The organism is Nitrosospira sp. CT, from assembly GCF_059489795.1.
On the sequence record NZ_JCAHZJ010000004.1, the window covers coordinates 17,287 to 35,589 of the forward strand.

Here is an 18,303-nt window from a genome sequence, read left to right on the forward strand (position 1 = left end):
TGGGTTAAAATATCATTTTACGGTATTAGTTCATGTCTCAGCCACCCCCCATCGTACTTTCTTTTGCTGCCAGCGACTCTACCGGGGGCGCCGGTATTCAGGCTGATATTCTCACTCTGGCCAGCATGGGATGTCATCCCCTTTCGGTCGTCACTGCCGTGACGGTGCAGGATACGGCCGGGGTAGATGATGTAATGGCGCTGGACCCAGAATGGGTGACGGATCAGGCACGCGCGGTTCTTGAGGACATGCCTGTGCATGTGTTTAAAATGGGTTTGCTGGGCAGCGTGGAAATTATTGCAGCGATTGCCGAAGTGGTTTCGGATTATCCCAACATTCCGGTCGTGCTGGACCCTGTGCTTGCGTCGGGCCGTGGCGATGAACTCGCCAATGAGGAAATGGTCGCTGCCATGCGGGAATTGCTGCTGCCGCAGGCAACCATCATCACGCCCAACAGCCTCGAAGCGAGGCGGCTGGCGCAGGATTATGAGGATGAGTCCGATATGCCGGATTTGCACCAGTGCGCAGCCCGATTGCTGCGTTTGGGATGTGAATATGTATTCGTTACCGGAACCCATGAAAACACTTCGCAGGTGGTGAACACCCTATACGGAACTACCGGCATCGTGCGCACGGATGCGTGGGATCGCCTGACTGGCTCATATCATGGATCAGGTTGCACACTCGCCTCTGCTATCGCCGCCACGCTTGCCAATGGATTGCCTATTGCAGAGGGTGTATATGAAGCGCAGGAATACACCTGGCAGTCACTGAAAGCCGGGTTCAGGCCTGGAATGGGACAACATCTGCCAGACAGGCTATTCTGGACGCGTGATGAGAACAGTGTCGAGGATCGAAATCAGGCGATGTAGCGCTGCCTCGCGGCGAGAAATAACCGGTCTATATGCGATCACGCCAGATACAGGAGATACAGCGAGTCTGGTCGCGATGACACGGAACGCGCTTGCCGGAGGTACGCGACTGGTTCAATACCGCAGCAAAACGATGAATGAGGAACTGCGCCGGGAACAGGCGCGCGCGCTCGCTCATCTCTGCCGTCAGTTTGAGGTTCCCCTCCTCATCAACGATCATATCGATCTTGCCCTCGAGGTTGGGGCGGATGGGGTGCATCTGGGACGGGAAGATGCACCCATTTCTCAAGCCCGGCTTAAACTGGGTCATGAAAAGATCATCGGGATTTCCTGCTACAACGAACTTGGGTCTGCCATCGAAGCCGAGTGCAGGGGGGCGGATTACGTTGCTTTCGGGGCTTTTTTTACTTCCGTCACAAAGTCCGATACCGTGCCTGCTTCCGTTGACCTGCTACAGCAGGGAAATCTTGAGATCAGTATTCCCATTGTCGCCATAGGCGGCATCAATAGCGATAATGCGCTGGAGTTGATCAGCGCCGGTGCGGATGCTGTAGCGGTCAGCAACGCTCTGTTTGGCGCACGAGATATCCGGTCCGAGGCCGACAAGTTTTCCGGGTTATTCAAGCGTCAGCCGTTTCATCCCTCATTGTCAAGGACCAGCCAATAATGTCACGTAACCAGCAATTGTTTGAGCAGTCGCAAAAATTCATTCCCGGTGGCGTCAACTCGCCGGTTCGCGCCTTCAAATCGGTCGGCGGTACGCCGGTTTTTTTCAGAAAGGGTGAAGGCGCCTATGCATGGGATGCGGATGACAAGTCCTACATAGATTATGTCGGTTCCTGGGGCCCTCTGATTCTGGGGCATGCCCATCCGGAAGTGATTGAGGCGGTCTATACGGCAGCAAAGAACGGCTTGACTTTTGGGGCGCCCACCGAGGCGGAACTCGAGATAGCGGAACTGCTGTGCCGGCTGGTGCCCTCCATTGAGCAAGTGCGGTTGGTAAGCTCCGGAACGGAAGCCGCCATGAGCGCAATCCGCCTTGCGCGCGGTTATACCGGGCGGAATCGCATCATTAAGTTTGAAGGCTGCTATCACGGCCATGACGACGCCCTGCTGGTGAAGGCAGGCTCCGGCGCCCTGACTTTCGGCCATCCAAGTTCCGCGGGTGTTCCCGCTGAAACGGCTTCCAGCACGGTTGTGCTCGATTACAATGATCTTGCCGGTGTTGAACAGGCTTTCGGTCAGTTCGGCGCCGAAATTGCGGCCGTCATCGTCGAGCCCGTGGCGGGCAATATGAATCTTATCGCACCTCGCCCCGGCTTTCTGCCGGGTTTGCGCGAATTGTGCACGCGTCACGGCAGCGTGCTGATCTTCGATGAGGTGATGACAGGCTTTCGCGTCGGACTTGAGTGTGCCCAGGGGCTTTACGGAATAAAACCCGATCTCACCACGCTGGGCAAAGTGATCGGCGGCGGTATGCCAATGGCTGCATTTGGAGGCCGGCGAGAAATCATGCAATGCCTTGCGCCAGTGGGGGCTGTCTACCAGGCGGGTACGCTTTCGGGAAACCCGGTTGCAGTCGCTGCCGGTCTCGCTACATTGAAGCTGGTGCAGGCACCGGGATTCTACGACAGACTGACCGCCCGTACCCGCGCACTCACCGAAGGGCTGGTCACAACCGCCAGGAAACATGGCGTGGTTTTCTGTGCACAGGCGGTAGGCGGCATGTTCGGCCTTTATTTCCGGGAAACGCTACCGGAAAGTTACGCTGAAGTGATGAGCTGCAACCGCGATGCTTTCAATGGATTCTTCCACGCGATGCTCGAGAAAGGTATTTATTTCGCCCCGTCAGCATTTGAAGCCGGATTTGTTTCCACGGCACACGGTGATGCTGAAATCAGCAAGACGCTAGCCACTGCTGAACAAATCTTCGCGGGGAAATAAAAACAGCGGGCAGTTGCCGCTGATAGCGAGGCAGTATCTTCCTTTGAAGATACTGCTCTGCGAACACAGGCTTAGGCTTGACTGCTGGGGTTGGACCGCATTCTGCCCCGCGCCCTCTCCGCGGCGGTCTTGCCGGACTCTGATCACGCGGACGGACGGCATCCTGCGCCTTATAGTCCTCCCGATTTTATCAGCATCGCCTCTGCGATAACTTCGGAATCCCCTGACTTTTATTACTTGCGCAGCCCCGAAATAAACTCGGACACCGCCTGCATTTCTTTTTCGCTCATCCGCGTTGCGATCACGTGCATAACCTTGTTCGCATCGTTTGCCCGTTGTTCTGTCCGGAAGGCGCGTAACTGGGCAGCAGAATACTGTGCATGCTGCCCGGCGAGCCGGGGATAAACGGGAGGAATGCCGGCGCCATTGGGGGAATGGCAACTGGAGCAGGCGGGTACACCGGTTTCAAGATTTCCGCCCCGGTATATTTTTTCCCCTTCCTCCGCGAGTTCCTTGTTGTTAGCCACCCCGGGATGGGGTTTCTGCTTGGCGTAATAAGCTGCGAGATTCCTTACATCCTCGTCGGAAAGCGGCGCAACCATGGCTGACATCACCGCGCTTTCGCGCTCTGCCGGCTTGCCGTCCTGCGACTTGAAATTATTGAGCTGCTTGATGATATACTCGGCATGCTGTCCAGCCAGATTCGGATTCTCAGGAATCATGCTGGTGCCACTCTCACCATGGCAGGCGACGCAAACCTGGGTGGCGATTTCCTGACCTTTAGCCGCATCTCCTGCCGTTTTGACAGGCTGAGGAGGCGTTTCCGCAAAAACGTGGCTGGACAGGGCCAATACAGCCGATGCGATAATCATCGAAATTAGCTTGATGCCTTGCATTCCTGGGACTCCGAAGAAAGTAATTTGGTATTTTGATTTGACTGTGCATTTTAAGGCAAAGGCCGTATAACAACAACAATAACAATGACTTTATCCGTAATGAGAGCATTATTTTTTCTATTGTTGTTTATCAACCTCGCTTTCGCGTTATATATCCAGCTTGAACCGGACGAAAGCAGGACTCCCCTCCCAGCAGAGCTTCAAGCGAAAACCGGACCTTCATCAGAGGCCGCCCCGCCACCCCCATCTATTTGCCTGGAATGGGAAGCCTTTGCCAAACCGGATGTGGTCCATGTCGAAGCAGCCATTTCCCGGCATAATCTCGACGGCAAACTGAAATCCCGGACCATGGGCATGGTGCCCTACTATTGGGTACACATTCCCCCGCTCACAAACAAACAACATGCCGAACGGAAGATAGGAGAGCTCAAGCGGCGCGATATTACCACCTACCAGATCGTGGAAGGCGACAGCAAGTGGAATAATGCGATTTCGCTGGGATTTTTTGAAAAAATCGAGGATGCCCGCGCCTTTCTGGCAGTCCTGAGGAATAAACGGGTCGTATCCGCCATTATCGGAGCAAGGAATGTCGAACAGGTCAAATTCGTCGCGGAGAACTCCTCGCCGGAGCTGGAGGGGCAACTGGAAAAATTAAAGGCGGAATTTCCGAATAGCCGTATCATCAGGACCACTTGCGAGCCAAGTGCAGGAACGCATGGCAAGGCAAAAACGGCGGCGCAATAAAGAGCTTGGAAAAACCCTTGAATGCAGAATGCTCCTTTCCCGCTTCGCCCGCTTCTCCCTCCTGTCATGCTCATGGACGTGTGATTTTTAGCGAAGTATTCTTCCGCTGCGGTTTTTCTGACCTTGCTGCGGATCAGCAAGTCTTGCAATAAGATATTCCCATCCTCATCATATAAGCTTTTCATTCACATTTATCGGCTCATGGCTTTGGAATCTGTATGACGGTGCATCTCAAATCCCCTGATGAAATAGAGAAAATGCGGGTAGCGGGCAGACTTGCATCGGAAGTGCTGGATTACATCACGCCGTTTGTCAAGCCTGGAGTGACGACCGATGAGCTTGACAAGCTGTGCCACGATTACATGGTGAATGTGCAGGATACCATTCCTGCGCCTCTCAATTATGCCCCTCCCGGCTATTCGCCTTACCCGAAATCCATCTGCACCTCGGTCAACCATCAGGTTTGTCATGGTGTACCGGGGCATAAGAGACTCAAATCCGGGGATATCGTCAACATCGATGTGACCGTCATCAAAAACGGGTATCACGGTGATACCAGCCGGATGTATCTCGTCGGTGAACCCGGCATCCAGGCGAAGCGCCTGTGCAAGGTAACTTATGAAGCAATGTGGCAGGGTATTGAAATCATCAAACCCGGAAAACGTTTGGGGGATATCGGCCACGCCATTCAGCAGTATGCGGAAGAACATGGATACAGCGTGGTGAGGGAATTCTGTGGTCATGGAATCGGGGCAAAATTCCATGAAGAACCACAGGTGCTTCACTACGGCCGCGCCGGCACAGGACTCGAACTCAAAGCTGGAATGATCTTCACCGTCGAGCCGATGATCAACGCTGGCAAGCCGCAGATTCGCCAGCTGGCCGATGGCTGGACCATTGTCACGAAGGATCACAGTCTGTCGGCGCAATGGGAACATACTGTACTCGTCACTGAATCAGGATATGAAGTGTTGACACACTCGGGTGGCACGCCGCCGCAGCCCACCCTTCGTTCCTGACGCCATGAAGGGGCTGAATGCAAGACCTTTCAGCCACGAAGCGGTCAGGCAGAAGCTGCTGAGCGGCCGCAAGTCGTTGCAGCGTCGCTACCACGAGAACAGAAACGGCGCAGCCCTGCTGCGGGATCATAGTCACCTGGTAGACGGCATTCTCCGCCAGGTATGGCATGAAATGAACATGCCCGGCTCTATCGCCTTGCTGGCCGTGGGTGGATACGGCCGAAGACAGCTTTTTCCCTATTCCGATATCGACCTTGTGGTATTGCTTCCGGACAAGGGGAGCGCCGCCGAGGCGATGGACAATGCACTCGGGACGTGCCTGGAGCACTGGATAGGATTGCTGTGGGATATCGGCCTGGATATCGGCCATAGCATGCGCACCGTCGCGGAATGTGGCGAAGAAGCAGCCAACGACATTACCGTGCAGACCAGCCTGCTTGAAGCTCGCCCTCTTGTCGGCAACCCCCATCTGTTCGATCGATTCCTGCGGGTGATGGAAGCCATGCTCGCACCCCGGAAGTTCTTCGTCGACAAGCAGCTCGAACAGCAGCAGCGTCATAAACGATACCAGGACGCACCCTACAAGCTCGAGCCGAACATAAAAGAGGGCCCCGGCGGATTGCGCGATCTGCAAAACGTACTGTGGATCAGCCGTGCCGCCGGATTCGGAAGAACCTGGCCGGAACTGGCGAAAAAAGGCTTCATCACCCGCCGCGAGGCCAGGCTCATCCAGCGTCAGCAGACTGTGCTGCAAGACCTCCGCATCCGGTTGCACTACCTCGGTGGCAGACGCGAAGACCGCCTGTTATTCGATTACCAGAATTCCCTGGCCGAAGAACTTGGCATCGCTGGGAAGCCGCCGCGCCGTCCCGGAGAGATGCTGATGCAACGGTACTACCGCGCGGCGAGATCGGTGACACAGGTCAATACCATTTTGCTGCTTACCCTGCATGCGGAAATTTTTCCGGACAAGGAGGCAGTGACGACGATCCTCAACGAGCGGTTTCAGAAGCGTGGCAACCTGCTGGAGATACGCGACGAGGATATTTTTGAGCGAAATCCCGGCGCGATACTGGAAAGTGTTCTGCTACTGCAACAAAACCCCGACCTGAAAGGCCGAAGCCCCGCGACGTTGCGAGCGATGTGGCGATCGACGCCACTCATTACGGCTTCATTTCGCCGCAATCCGCGTCATTGCGCCATGTTCATGGAAATATTGCGTCAACCTCGGGGACTGACACGCGAACTCCGGTTGATGAACCGCTATGGCATTCTGGGGCGCTACATCCCCGCTTTTGGCCGAATTGTCGGCCAGATGCAACATGATCTCTTCCATGTATATACAGTGGATGAGCACATCCTGATGGTCGTGCGAAATCTGCGCCGCTTCATGGCGCCGGAATTTGCCTATGAATACCCGCTCTGCAGCAGACTCATCAACGAATTCGAACGGCCTGAAGTACTCTATATTGCCGGATTGTTCCACGACATTGCCAAAGGTCGGCAAGGAGACCATTCCGTGCTCGGCATGGTTGACGCGAAGCGCTTCTGTGAACGCCACCGAATGCCTACAGAAGATACCGAACTGGTCGTCTGGCTGGTGGAAAATCATTTGCGCATGTCCGCCACGGCACAAAAAAAAGACATAGCGGATACGGACGTCATTGCGGATTTCGCCACAAGTATGCGAGATGAGCGGCATCTCATCGCGCTTTACCTGCTCACGGTGGCGGATATCCGGGGCACCAGTCCCAAGGTATGGAACGCATGGAAAAGCAAGCTGCTTGAGGATCTGTTCCACCGCACCCGGCAGTATCTTTGCGGCCAAATGGCGCTTACCGATATTTCACTGGAAAACCGCAAAAACAAGGTGCTGCAACTGCTACATGCGGATGATGGAACCAGACGCGCTTACGAGCGGTTCTGGTCGGGGCTCGATTCCAGCTACCTGATGATGCACGATCCCCGGGAAATTGCCTGGCACACCCAGCACCTGAGCCAGAGGATGAAGTCACCGACACCGATAGTCAAAACACGCACCGCCGAAACCGGGGCAGGGGTAGAGGTACTGGTTTATACGGCCGACCAGAAGGACCTGTTTGCCCGTATCTGCGGCTTTTTCGACCGTATCGACTACAATATCGTCCAGGCAAAAATCCACACAACCCGCGAGGGGTACGCGCTCGACAACTTTCTGGTACTGGACCCCTTCAATGGGGCAAACCATCATCCGCGGGAGTTTCAGTTCATTGAGCAGGAGTTGACACAGCTACTGGAGCAGCAGGCTTTACTGGCGCCCCCCGTGAAAGGGCGCCTGAGCCGCCACCTCAGGCATTTTCCGATCACCCCGCAAGTCAGCATCGAGCCAGACGACAGTGGGGCCTATTATGTGCTGTCCATCACGGCGGGCGACCAGCCCGGGTTGCTCTCGCGCATTGCGCAAGTGCTCGTGCAGTTTGGATTGAACGTCCACAGCGCCAGGATAAACACGTTAGGCGAGCGTGCCGAAGATACTTTCCTGATTACAGGAAGCATTTTGAGCGACTCCAGGTCAGTGATCCAGCTCGAAGCAAACCTTATAAAGGTGCTCCACACGTCACCGCAACCGGAGGCATCCGAAAAAGCGCCCGAAAAGCCTTCTGCCGAAGACCGGATTACCCCGCACTGATCTGCGCTGGTTCCTTATCGAATTCGGATGTCTCAGGTTGTAACTCGGCTTCCGAATATCCGAGACGTGCCCGTAACAGGTGTGCGGCTTCCACCATTTGCTTCAAGGCGGTCATGACTTCCCCCCATCCCCGCGTCTTCAGCCCGCAATCCGGGTTAACCCATAATTGATCAGGATCGATCACCTGGCAGGCTTTCTCCAGCAACTCCAGCATCTCCCGGGCGCGAGGAATCCGTGGGGAGTGTATGTCATAGACGCCCGGCCCGATCTCGTTGGGATATTTGAATAGGCCGAACCCGTCCAGCAGCTCCATGCGTGAACGCGACGTTTCAATCGTGATTACATCTGCATCCATATCGGCGATTGCTGGGAGGATGTCATTGAATTCCGAGTAGCACATATGGGTGTGTATCTGGCTATCATCCCTTACGCCCGAGCTGGCGACACGGAAGGCATGCACCGCCCATTCCAGGTATGCATTCCAATCGCGCTTTTTCAATGGCAGGCCTTCGCGAAAAGCGGGCTCGTCGATCTGGATAATTGCAATGCCCGCCTTCTCCAGATCCACAACCTCGTCCCGAATGGCAAGGGCGAGTTGCAGCGCAGTGACAGAGCGCGGCTGGTCATCACGCACGAACGACCACATCAGCATAGTGACGGGACCGGTCAGCATTCCCTTGACCGGCTTTCCGGTCTGGCTTTGCGCATATTGGATCCAGTCCGTCGTCATAGGCTCGGGACGGTAAATATCCCCGTATAGAATCGGTGGTTTCACGCAGCGTGAGCCGTAGCTTTGCACCCATCCATTCTCCGTGAAGACATAACCCCACAACTGCTCGCCAAAATACTCGACCATATCGTTGCGCTCGGCCTCGCCATGCACCAGCACATCGAGCCCGATTTCTTCCTGCTTTCTGATCGCCAGCCGTATCTCGTCGCGCATCGCTTCAAGATATTGCAAATTGCCGAGTTCTCCTTTCCTGAAAGCCGCACGCGCTTTGCGTATCTCCGCTGTCTGAGGAAATGACCCAATTGTTGTGGTAGGCAAAGGCGGAAGTTGCAGACGCTGCCGTTGCAGTTTCTGCCTGATCTTGAACGGGCTCTTGCGCCGGCCATCCTGTTCAGTCAGCCGATTCAAACGGTCCTGTACCACCGGATTGTGAATGCGCGGTGACTCCCGCCGAGCCCGTCTCGCCGCGGTGGAAGCATCCAGCTGCGGGCGTATCGACTGCTCACCCTGATTCAGCCCTTGCCCCAGGATAGAGACTTCTTTTAATTTCTGTACCGAGAATGCCAGCCAGTTTCTTATTTCAGCCTCCAGATTATTTTCCAGCTCCAGATCCACCGGACAATGCAGGAGCGAGCAACTGGGCGCAATCCAGAGCCTCTCTCCGAGGAGGGATTGGGCGTGCGACAAAACGGAGAAGGCGTGGACGAGATCTGCCCGCCAGATGTTACGCCCATCGATAATGCCCAGGGACAACACTTTTCCAGCCGGGTAACCCTCCAGAAAAATACCGAGTTGACCAGGCGCCCGGCACAAATCGATATGGAGGCCTTCCACGGGCAGCTTCTTCAATCGCTCGGCATGATTGTTCACGCCATCGAAATAAGTCGCTAAAAGAATTTTAGGGAGTCGCGCAAGTGCCGAGCGGCCTTGTGCTTGTCCGTCTGCCGGTTCCCGCAAACCAGCATAAGCCTGATCCAGACCCCGCAGCCAATCCTCGTCCAGGTCGAGGGCCAGCACAGGTTCGTCGATCTGTACCCATTCGACGCCTAGCGACGCAAGCCGGACGAGAATATCGCGATATACTGGTAACAGTTGGGGTAACAAATCCAGGCGGCTGAATTCCTGTTCGTCCTGCCGGATGACCTCTTTTCCAAGATACAGGTAGGTCAACGGCCCGATCAAGACGGCTTTAGGCTTGATGCCGAGCGCCTGCGCTTCGGCAACTTCCCTGAAGAGTTGCTCGGAAGCTATACGAAAGCAAGTGTGGGCATCGAATTCCGGGACGATGTAATGATAGTTGGTGTCGAACCACTTGGTCATCTCCATCGCAGGCTGATCGGCAGTGCCGCGCGCCATGGCGAAGTACAAGTCCAGTTCCGTTTCACCCTTGCCTGCTCCGAAGCGTTCAGGTATTGCACCCAGCAGTGCAGTCATGTTCAGCATCTGGTCATAAAGGGCAAAATCGCCCGCGGGAATAAGGTCAATACCCTGCTCGCGCTGCAAAAGCCAGTGCCGCTTCCGCAATTCCGCTGCCGTGGTTTTGAGTTGCTCATCATCGATATCGCCGCGCCAGTATGCTTCGAGTGCGCGTTTCAGTTCCCGTTGCGCGCCAATGCGCGGAAATCCCAGGTTATGTGTCAGTGCCATTGGTCATTCTCCTCGATCGTTCGGTCCCACTTCAATGTGTTCTGTGGAGTTACTGACAATTTTGTGGCAGACCTGGTTATGAATCAAATGAAATGTTGTAACATATCAATGAATACGATTCATAAGTCTCTACGTGACGATGACTTCCCTCTCTCTGCTCGAACTCCGACACCTACGCACCCTCGCAGCCCTGGATGAAACAGGTAGCGTCTCGCGTGCGGCAAAACGCGTGCATCTGACCCAATCGGCCTTGTCGCACCAGATCAAAGTGTTGCAGAACCATTACGGCTTGCCGATAGTGCGCCGCCAGGGACAAAACATCGAACTGACCGAAGCGGGAAAGCATCTTGTCACATTGGCGCGCAGGGTACTTGAGGAAATACAGGCTACCGAACGAAATCTTGCCAAAATGTCGGAGCATGCCTCGGGTAGTTTGCGCATCGTGCTTGAGTGCCACACCTGCTTCGACTGGCTGATGCCGCTGATGGACGCCTTCCGCCAGAACTGGCCGGAGGTCGAACTTGATCTGGTTTCGGGATTTCACAGCGATCCCCTCCAGCTTCTGGAAGAAGGCGGCGCGGACGTGGTGATCGGGTCGGAGCAGGTCGAGCGACGCGGTATCGTTCACCACCCGCTGTTTCGCTTCGAAATTCTTGCAGTTCTGGCGCCGGAACACCCGCTACGCGCGAAGAAAATCCTGCATGCACGCGACTTTGACGGCGAAACGCTGATTACCTATCCAGTACCGGAAGAGCGTATCGATCTTATCCGCAATGTGCTGAAACCAGCCGGCGTTCAACCTGAGCGGCGCACAGCCGAGCTTACGGTGGCGATCCTGCAACTTGTCGCCAGTCGGCGGGGTATTGCGGCGCTACCTAGCTGGGGCCTTAAAAACTATGTCGAGCATGATTATGTGACCGCGCGACGGATTGGTTCACAGGGACTGTGGAGCGACTTGTACGCGTCAACGCTGGCGGAAACCGCTACACGGCCCTATCTGCGCGATTTTCTGGTTACTGCAAGGAATACGTGCTTTGCAACGCTGGATGGAATCATTCCCCTGGAGCCGGCGGAGCAATAGGCGCCGGAGAGGTAACAGGGTGGAGAAACAGTTGTGGAGAAGAAGCGGAGAAGAAGTATAAAGAGAATAAGCGGGATAGACAGGCGGGTATAAGCAAGTACCTGGGTTTTATCAGTAAACTGGCAGGTCCTTCGGAGATGAAGGACCTGCCAGACGAAGTTTCCCTGGAATTTCCTCAGTGCAGCGTAACCGGCTCCTCTTCTTCGCAAGCGAGATCGGCGCAATACTTCTCATAAACGCCGTCCAGGAACCCCCACAGCGCCTCGCATGCGCGCATGGTCGCGGCGAGCACCTCGGCCTGCTTCTCCGGGGTGTCCGCAAACCGCTCGATCAACATCCATTCAGCCTGGGAATGATATACATCCGCTTCCTCGTGAACGCTGAAGAACTCGTAGCTTGAAGGATCGCTCATTCCGTAGTATCTCTCCAGCCCATCAATTTTTACCGAAGCGATCGAAGGCACCTGCGATTCAAAGGCGTGCAACGCGGCAAGACCTGCGTAGAACGGCTGGTTCAGGCAGATGTCGCGGAAGGTGGAAACCAGCCGTGCTGTTCCGGGCAGAGCAGAGGCCTGCGCAAGGTCCTTGTCGCTCGAACCCAGAGCCAGGGCAAAATTCTTCCACAGGGCCGGATGGTTCTTGTCACCATGCTCTTCGCTGATGAGGTTGTTGAGCACCTCCTGGCGCACACTGATGTCGCCGCTATTGTCTTCGCTATGAAAATGCGGCGTATTGAAATGTACAGCGCTCAGATAGGTCGGCTCGGCCAGCACATTGTGAAAATATTGCTCGGCATAACCGCGCAACTGCTCCTTGGTGAGCTTGCCTGCCGTCCAGGCCTGATAAAAAGGATGCTTCAACAAGTGCTTCGCATCAATGATGGAATCGACCTTTTGCTTGAAAGATGAGTGAGTTGTCATGGTTTTCCTCTAAAGCAGAGATGGTAATTCAGGGAATTTCCGGAGTAATCGGTTTGCATATCATCTACAAATAACGCGCGTAAGTCAAATTCGGTTCATTTTCTCGAACTGAAATCCTGCAATTTTTACCGTCTTTTGTGTAGGTCAATTTAAGGAACTATATGTAATAACCCGCATTTATTCCCGTCCCAGAGCATATGCGTCTTATTAATACTTGAATTCTGTGATCTGGCGTTTTCAGATTTAACTCATGTCAAAAAGCCCTCCCTCTTGTTCTGAAATCAACGGACGAAATAACTCTTCCCCCTGATTTACTACCTTACCCACTGCCGGTGTTACAGGCCATGCTTGCATCCTGTCAGCATCAAAGGGCTTGAGCAGGGATAGCAGGATCTCATCCCTTCTCAGGTTTGAGTCAAGCCACGTATCCCATGTATCCTGTGAAAGTATGACCGGCATCCGATCATGAATTGGCTGCATCAGCGCATTGCACTCTGTCGTGATGATGGCACAGCTCTCTTTCGTCTCTCCCGTATCGCTGTCCCAGGTTTCCCATAGGCCGGCAAACGAGAATGGTGCGCCGTCCCGGCTCGATATAAAATACGGCTGCTTGCGCCTGCCCTCCGTTTTCCATTCGAAGAACCCGGAAGCGGGGATCAGGCAACGCCGCTGGCGGAAGGACTGCCTGAACTTGGGTTTTTCGGCCACCGTCTCTGCCCTGGCATTATTCAATACGGGCAGCTTCTTCATATCCTTGATCCAGTAGGGAATGAGGCCCCAGCGCATCATGGAACCCATGCGGCCACTGTCAGTATCGCGCACGGCGAGGATTTCCATGGTTGGCGCAATGTTGTAGCGGGGCTTCAGTTCCGGTATGAATGAAGCACGATACCAGTCTGCCAACACAGGATCAGGATGATTCAAGCCGTAGCGTCCGCACATTTTCAGCTATCCTTCCAGAACAGGTTACACTTTTTTCATATTGCATCAGGCCGCACTCCTGGCAAACATTCTGCCCCTTGGGTTCTGACATCCCCCTGCCCCGTCTTCATAGGGCTTCAATCTCCGCTCCTAATACCACACTTGCCCCTGCTGCATCCCATTCCTGCGGGGTCGCCTGTTCCTAAGTGTTTACCCTGGTAACGCCTCTTCCCGGTTATCCCTGAGCATACCCTCGAACGGGCTTCCGAATGCCGCCAAGGGCTTGTTGCTGGTACAATCCTGATGAGCTATCAGGTGCAGGAGTCGTAATCAGGATTTCCAGGATTTCGCGCCTTTCACTCAGGCCGCACGCCTTCACTTTGCAAGCCTTTTATCGGGCTGAAGATTTATTCAACGCTTTTCTTAACTGAAACGCAGCTTTATTTTCTCAAGCAGGGTTGCCATGGATGAGCAATCGAGCCTGCTGGCGCTGTTTACCAGCAGCTTTCTTGCTGCCACGTTACTTCCGGGCGGCTCGGAAGCAGTACTATTTGGCGTGCTGACAGCTTACCCCGAGCTTTACTGGTCCGCTCTGGGGCTTGCTTCAGTCGGCAATACCATGGGGGGCATGAGTTCCTATGCGATAGGCCTCTTGCTGCCCGATGAGAAGTCACTGCTTAAAAGATTAGGGGGAAGCAAGCGGGGTTTGATCTGGGTACGCAAATATGGCAGCCCGGTCCTGCTGCTCGCCTGGGTGCCTGTCATTGGGGATGTGCTATGCGTGGCAGCAGGATGGCTTCGGATTAACTGGATATCGACCATGCTGTTCATGGCCGTGGGAAAGTTTGCCCGGTACTGGGCCATCGCCGCTGCGATCAGCCTATAGACAATCTATGGACCACTATGGACGAAATATACGGTCGCTTCAGTCCCGCTTCATGAGGCCCAAGCGCCATTGATGGGCTCAGGGAGCGGGCCACCATTGGCCAACGTTCCCCTCGTCGATATCAATCAATCGATCAATTTGTCTGGATTTATTTTGCTTCGGCGCTTTCCAGCAGCTTCTGCAGTTCACCGCTCTGGTACATTTCGGAAACAATGTCCGAGCCTCCGACAAACTCTCCATTAACATAGAGCTGCGGGATGGTAGGCCAGTTTGAGTAATCCTTGATGCCCTGGCGAAATTCCGGTTCCGCGAGCACATCCACTGCGAAAAGATCATCCACGCCGCAAGCGTTGAGGATTTTTACTGCGTGGGCCGAAAAACCGCACTGTGGGGCTGCCGGCGAACCTTTCATGTAGAGCACCACGGGATGCGTGGTGACTTGTTGCTTGATGATTTCCTGCGTATCCATATCTGACTCCTCAAAAAACGTTAGCTCTGCAAATCGGATTATCGAGGGAAAGCCCTCCACGGCAATTCTTCGATATATCTTATTATTATTGCATTTTAGCAGCTTCTCCCGGGAAACTCCTAAACCATCCACCGCTTACCCGCATTATTCCAGCAAGATCGGGATGGGAGAACATGTCCCTGAAGCCTGCTTCACTCAGGAGGCGTCTGCAAGCTTCCGCCTGATCGTAACCGTGCTCCAGCAGCAGTGAGCCTTCGGGCGCCAGATGAGCGGGAGCGGAAGCAATAATCAACCGGATGCAGTCAAGACCTTCTCCCTGGGCTACGAGTGCAATCTGGGGCTCGAAGCGCAGATCACCCTGGGCCAGATGAGGATCGTCCCTTGCTACATAAGGCGGATTGGATACGATCAGATCAAAGCTTTCGCCGGCCACCCCATCGAACCAGTCTGCCTCCATAACGCGCACATTATTCAGCTTGAATCGCGCGGCGTTGGCGTTGGCAACGGCAACCGCGGCGGCTGAAACATCGACTGCGGTAACCTCCGCCAGCGGACGATACCTGGCCAGGGTCAGCGCGATAGCGCCGCTGCCCGTCCCTAAATCAAGAATCCTGCACTGGCAATGCGGAGGAATCCGCGCCAGCGCGAGATCGATCAATAATTCGGTTTCGGGTCGAGGAACGAGTACCGCAGGCGTGACGTTGAACTCCAGACTGTAGAACTCACGCGTGCCCGTCAGATAAGCAACCGGTTCGCCCAAGGCCCGCCTGTCTGTCAGCAGGTAAAACGCTTGCGTCTGCTCGGCGGTCAGTTTCTGCTCGGGATGAGCAAGAAGGTAGGCATGATTTACGTTGAGGACGTACTGCAACAGCATCCGCGCGTCGATATCGGCAATGTTTCGGCGGGCTTGCCCCAGCGCTTCGAAAATTGTGATGGACGACACCGGAACGGAGAATCTACTCCGCCATTGCCGCTAACTGCTCGGCCTGATGCTCGGCCAGCAGCGCGGAGCAAAGCTCGTTCAAATCCCCATCCATGATCTGCTCGATCTTGTACAGCGTCAGGTTGATGCGGTGATCCGTTATCCGTCCCTGGGGAAAATTGTAAGTGCGGATACGTCCTGAACGGTCACCCGTACCTACCAGGGATTTGCGCGTTGCCGCCTGTTTGCTTTGCTGCTCCTGCATCTGCTTGTCGCGGATGCGCGCAGCCAGGACGCTCATCGCCTGCGCCTTGTTTTTATGCTGGGAACGGCCATCCTGGCATTCAACCACGATTCCCGTCGGCAGATGAGTAATGCGCACAGCAGAATCCGTCTTGTTGATATGCTGGCCCCCTGCTCCGGAAGCGCGAAAAGTGTCGATTCTCAGCTCGGCAGGATTGAGCGCGACATCCTCGATCTCGTCTGCTTCGGGCATCACTGCAACGGTGCAGGCGGAAGTATGGATGCGCCCCTGCGTCTCGGTCGCTGGCACCCGCTGCACCCGGTGCCCACCCGATTCAAACTTGAGTCTGGAATAGGCACCTTCACCGCTGATTTTGGCAATGATTTCCTTATACCCGCCGGCGTCGGACGGGCTTTGCGAGATGATTTCCACCTGCCAGCGCTGTCGTTCGGCAAAGCGTGCATACATGCGAAACAGGTCGGCCGCAAATAGCGCGGACTCGTCTCCCCCGGTACCGGCCCGGATCTCCAGAAAAATATTGCGCTCATCGTTCGGGTCTTTGGGCAGCAATTGCTTCTGCAATTCCGCGCTATAACGCACCTGCCTCTCTTTGGCATCCCGTATTTCGGCATCGGCAAACTCGCGCATGTCAATGTCAGCAGCCATCTCCTGCGCGGTATGAATATCCTGCTCGCTTTGCAGATAAGCGTTATACAAGTCGACCACGGGCGCAATCTCCGCACGTTCACGCGCCAGCTTGCGGTATTGATCGAGATTGACCATGATGCTTTCGCTGCTCAGCAGACGATTCAACTCCTCCAGGCGCACGCTGAGTTGCGTGAGCTTGGCAGCTATACTTTTGTTCATTCTGAGGGATGAAGGTGATACAGGCGGCTGATCAGGTCGACCAGATCGTCACGCTCGTCCTCAGCGGCGTGGTTGAGCGCGTAGGAGGGTAAATGGAGAAACTTGTTGGTAAGCCCGTTGCTCAGGGATTCGATGATTTTCTGCGGATCCTCACCTTTGGCCAGCAGTTTTTTTGCACGTTCCAGTTCATGACGTCGGTAACGCTCCGCCTGGTCGCGCAAGGCGCGTATGGTGGGCACAACGTGGCGCGATTCCAGCCAGTGCATGAAATTGACCACATTCGAGTCGATAATCGCCTCTGCCTGCGCCACCGCTCCCTGCCGGGAATCCAGACCTTCCTTAACGATATCGGCAAGGTCATCCACCGAATAAAGGAACACATCATCCAGCTCCGCCACCTCAGGCTCCACGTCTCGCGGCACAGCCAGATCCACCATGAAAATCGGTCGGTGCTTGCGTGCTTTGATAGCCCGCTCCAGCATGCCCTTGCCAAGAATGGGGAGCGTACTCGCGGTACAGGTGACGACAATATCGTGAAGCGCCAACTGGTCGGGAAGCTCATTCAGGGTGATGACTTGCCCGTTCAACCGATGCGCCAGGGCCTGCGCCCGCTCGACAGTCCGGTTGGCGACAGTGATGCGCTTCGGATGACGGGCAGCGAAATGGCTCGCACATAGCTCGATCATCTCGCCGGCACCGATGAATAACACGCGCTGCTCGCCGATGTCTCCGAAAATGCGCTCCGCCAACCGGGTGGAGGCCGCTGCCATGGAAACGGAATTTGTCCCGATTTCGGTGGAGCTGCGAACCTCCTTCGCAACAAAAAAGGTGCGCTGGAACAGCTTGTGCAACAGCATGCCGAGCGTGCCTGCGTGCTCAGCCGATTTTACTGCATCCTTCAACTGGCCAAGTATCTGGGGCTCGCCCAGCACCATGGAATCCAGTCCGCTGGCAACGCGAAAGGCGTGCTTCACGGCTTTTTCCCTCGGCAACCTGTAGAGATACGGCTCAAGCTCACGAGTCGGCAACTGGTGAAAATCCGCCAGCCAGTGGGTGGCTTCGTCCGGTTTATCGGTACTGCAATAAATCTCGGTGCGATTGCAGGTAGAAACAATCGCCGCCTCTCTCACCGGACGATGGCTTACCAGATCGTGCAACGCATCCTCCATGGCGTCCGCTGGAAACGACACCTGCTCGCGCACATCCAGCGGCGCGGTCTGGTGGTTGATGCCGAAGGCAAATAACTGCATCGAAGACACGTTAGCTCAGTACCGGCTGAATTTTAAAATTTCGTGATTATAGTATTACAAGCATTTGAATACCAACAATTGGAAGAGTTTCGGGTCTAGAAAAAAATATGGGAACAGTGTCAAGCGGGATCAGTAACCTGTACGTCAGGGAGGGAAACTTCATAGTTCAATTCGATTGATTGGGAGGGCAAGGCTGCAAGCTTCCTCAATGTAGTGCACTGTGG

At 55.0% G+C, this 18,303-nt stretch carries 16 protein-coding genes; 8 read left to right on the forward strand and 8 right to left on the reverse strand.

Features of this window, described 5'->3' with window-relative positions:
* Positions 1-32 precede the first annotated feature (32 nt).
* The 3 genes from thiD to hemL are packed head-to-tail and all read left to right on the forward strand — an operon-like array spanning position 33 to position 2,816.
* The gene (thiD, locus tag AC52W5_RS00620) at positions 33-872 is read left to right on the forward strand and encodes a bifunctional hydroxymethylpyrimidine kinase/phosphomethylpyrimidine kinase (protein ID WP_113066473.1); all 840 of its coding nucleotides are present in this window, start codon (positions 33-35) and stop codon (positions 870-872) included.
* Positions 835-1,539: a thiamine phosphate synthase gene (thiE, locus tag AC52W5_RS00625; RefSeq protein WP_495669576.1), complete on the forward strand. Its 705-nt coding sequence runs from the start codon at positions 835-837 to the stop codon at positions 1,537-1,539. The genes thiD and thiE overlap by 38 nt, the downstream gene beginning before the upstream one ends.
* On the forward strand, positions 1,536-2,816 hold the full coding sequence (hemL, locus tag AC52W5_RS00630; RefSeq protein WP_495669630.1) for a glutamate-1-semialdehyde 2,1-aminomutase: 1,281 nt from the start codon (positions 1,536-1,538) through the stop codon (positions 2,814-2,816). The genes thiE and hemL overlap by 4 nt, the downstream gene beginning before the upstream one ends.
* A gap of 233 nt (positions 2,817-3,049) precedes the next feature.
* On the opposite strand, the gene AC52W5_RS00635 is transcribed toward hemL, so the two are convergent.
* Positions 3,050-3,712 (reverse strand): c-type cytochrome, encoded by a 663-nt coding sequence (locus AC52W5_RS00635; protein WP_074975115.1) that lies wholly within the window; start codon positions 3,710-3,712, stop codon positions 3,050-3,052.
* Positions 3,713-3,796: 84 nt separating this feature from the next.
* On the opposite strand from AC52W5_RS00635, the gene AC52W5_RS00640 reads away from it, so the two are divergent.
* The 3 genes from AC52W5_RS00640 (at position 3,797) to AC52W5_RS00650 (ending at position 8,143) form a co-directional block, all read left to right on the forward strand.
* A complete protein-coding gene (locus AC52W5_RS00640) occupies positions 3,797-4,456 on the forward strand; it encodes an SPOR domain-containing protein (protein WP_495669577.1) in 660 nt (219 codons plus the stop codon).
* Between the two features lie 218 nt (positions 4,457-4,674).
* The gene (gene map, locus AC52W5_RS00645) at positions 4,675-5,475 is read left to right on the forward strand and encodes a type I methionyl aminopeptidase (protein WP_113066478.1); all 801 of its coding nucleotides are present in this window, start codon (positions 4,675-4,677) and stop codon (positions 5,473-5,475) included.
* A gap of 4 nt (positions 5,476-5,479) precedes the next feature.
* Positions 5,480-8,143, forward strand: a complete 2,664-nt coding sequence (locus AC52W5_RS00650) for a [protein-PII] uridylyltransferase (RefSeq protein WP_495669578.1) — start codon at positions 5,480-5,482, stop codon at positions 8,141-8,143.
* Here the strand turns inward: AC52W5_RS00650 and metE are convergent.
* Positions 8,130-10,520 (reverse strand): 5-methyltetrahydropteroyltriglutamate--homocysteine S-methyltransferase, encoded by a 2,391-nt coding sequence (metE, locus tag AC52W5_RS00655; protein WP_495669579.1) that lies wholly within the window; start codon positions 10,518-10,520, stop codon positions 8,130-8,132. The two genes, AC52W5_RS00650 and metE, sit on opposite strands and share 14 nt — an antisense overlap.
* A gap of 139 nt (positions 10,521-10,659) precedes the next feature.
* Between metE and AC52W5_RS00660 the strand changes: the two genes are divergently transcribed.
* Positions 10,660-11,601, forward strand: a complete 942-nt coding sequence (locus tag AC52W5_RS00660) for a LysR family transcriptional regulator (protein WP_495669580.1) — start codon at positions 10,660-10,662, stop codon at positions 11,599-11,601.
* Between the two features lie 175 nt (positions 11,602-11,776).
* Here the strand turns inward: AC52W5_RS00660 and AC52W5_RS00665 are convergent, their stop codons facing one another.
* Together AC52W5_RS00665 and AC52W5_RS00670 are read right to left on the reverse strand one after the other, a co-directional pair.
* On the reverse strand, positions 11,777-12,520 hold the full coding sequence (locus AC52W5_RS00665; RefSeq protein WP_074975110.1) for a 4-aminobenzoate synthase: 744 nt from the start codon (positions 12,518-12,520) through the stop codon (positions 11,777-11,779).
* 243 nt (positions 12,521-12,763) lie between these two features.
* A complete protein-coding gene (locus tag AC52W5_RS00670) occupies positions 12,764-13,462 on the reverse strand; it encodes an SOS response-associated peptidase (RefSeq protein ID WP_495669581.1) in 699 nt (232 codons plus the stop codon).
* 442 nt (positions 13,463-13,904) lie between these two features.
* Here AC52W5_RS00670 and AC52W5_RS00675 point away from each other — a divergent pair, with 442 nt between their 5' ends.
* On the forward strand, positions 13,905-14,327 hold the full coding sequence (locus AC52W5_RS00675) for a YqaA family protein (RefSeq protein ID WP_495669582.1): 423 nt from the start codon (positions 13,905-13,907) through the stop codon (positions 14,325-14,327).
* A 148-nt stretch (positions 14,328-14,475) separates the two neighbouring features.
* Here AC52W5_RS00675 and grxD read toward each other — a convergent pair whose 3' ends face one another.
* From grxD to hemA, 4 genes are all read right to left on the reverse strand, one after another.
* Positions 14,476-14,796: a Grx4 family monothiol glutaredoxin gene (gene grxD, locus AC52W5_RS00680; protein WP_133669870.1), complete on the reverse strand. Its 321-nt coding sequence runs from the start codon at positions 14,794-14,796 to the stop codon at positions 14,476-14,478.
* An 85-nt stretch (positions 14,797-14,881) separates the two neighbouring features.
* Positions 14,882-15,739 carry a peptide chain release factor N(5)-glutamine methyltransferase gene (gene prmC, locus AC52W5_RS00685; RefSeq protein WP_495669583.1) on the reverse strand — a complete coding sequence of 286 codons (858 nt, stop codon included), beginning with the start codon at positions 15,737-15,739 and terminating at the stop codon, positions 14,882-14,884.
* A 13-nt stretch (positions 15,740-15,752) separates the two neighbouring features.
* Complete coding sequence (gene prfA, locus AC52W5_RS00690; protein ID WP_495669584.1) at positions 15,753-16,829, reverse strand: peptide chain release factor 1; 1,077 nt, start codon at positions 16,827-16,829, stop codon at positions 15,753-15,755.
* Positions 16,826-18,079, reverse strand: a complete 1,254-nt coding sequence (gene hemA, locus AC52W5_RS00695; RefSeq protein ID WP_107762865.1) for a glutamyl-tRNA reductase — start codon at positions 18,077-18,079, stop codon at positions 16,826-16,828. Before hemA ends, prfA begins: the two co-directional genes overlap by 4 nt.
* Positions 18,080-18,303: the final 224 nt, after the last annotated feature.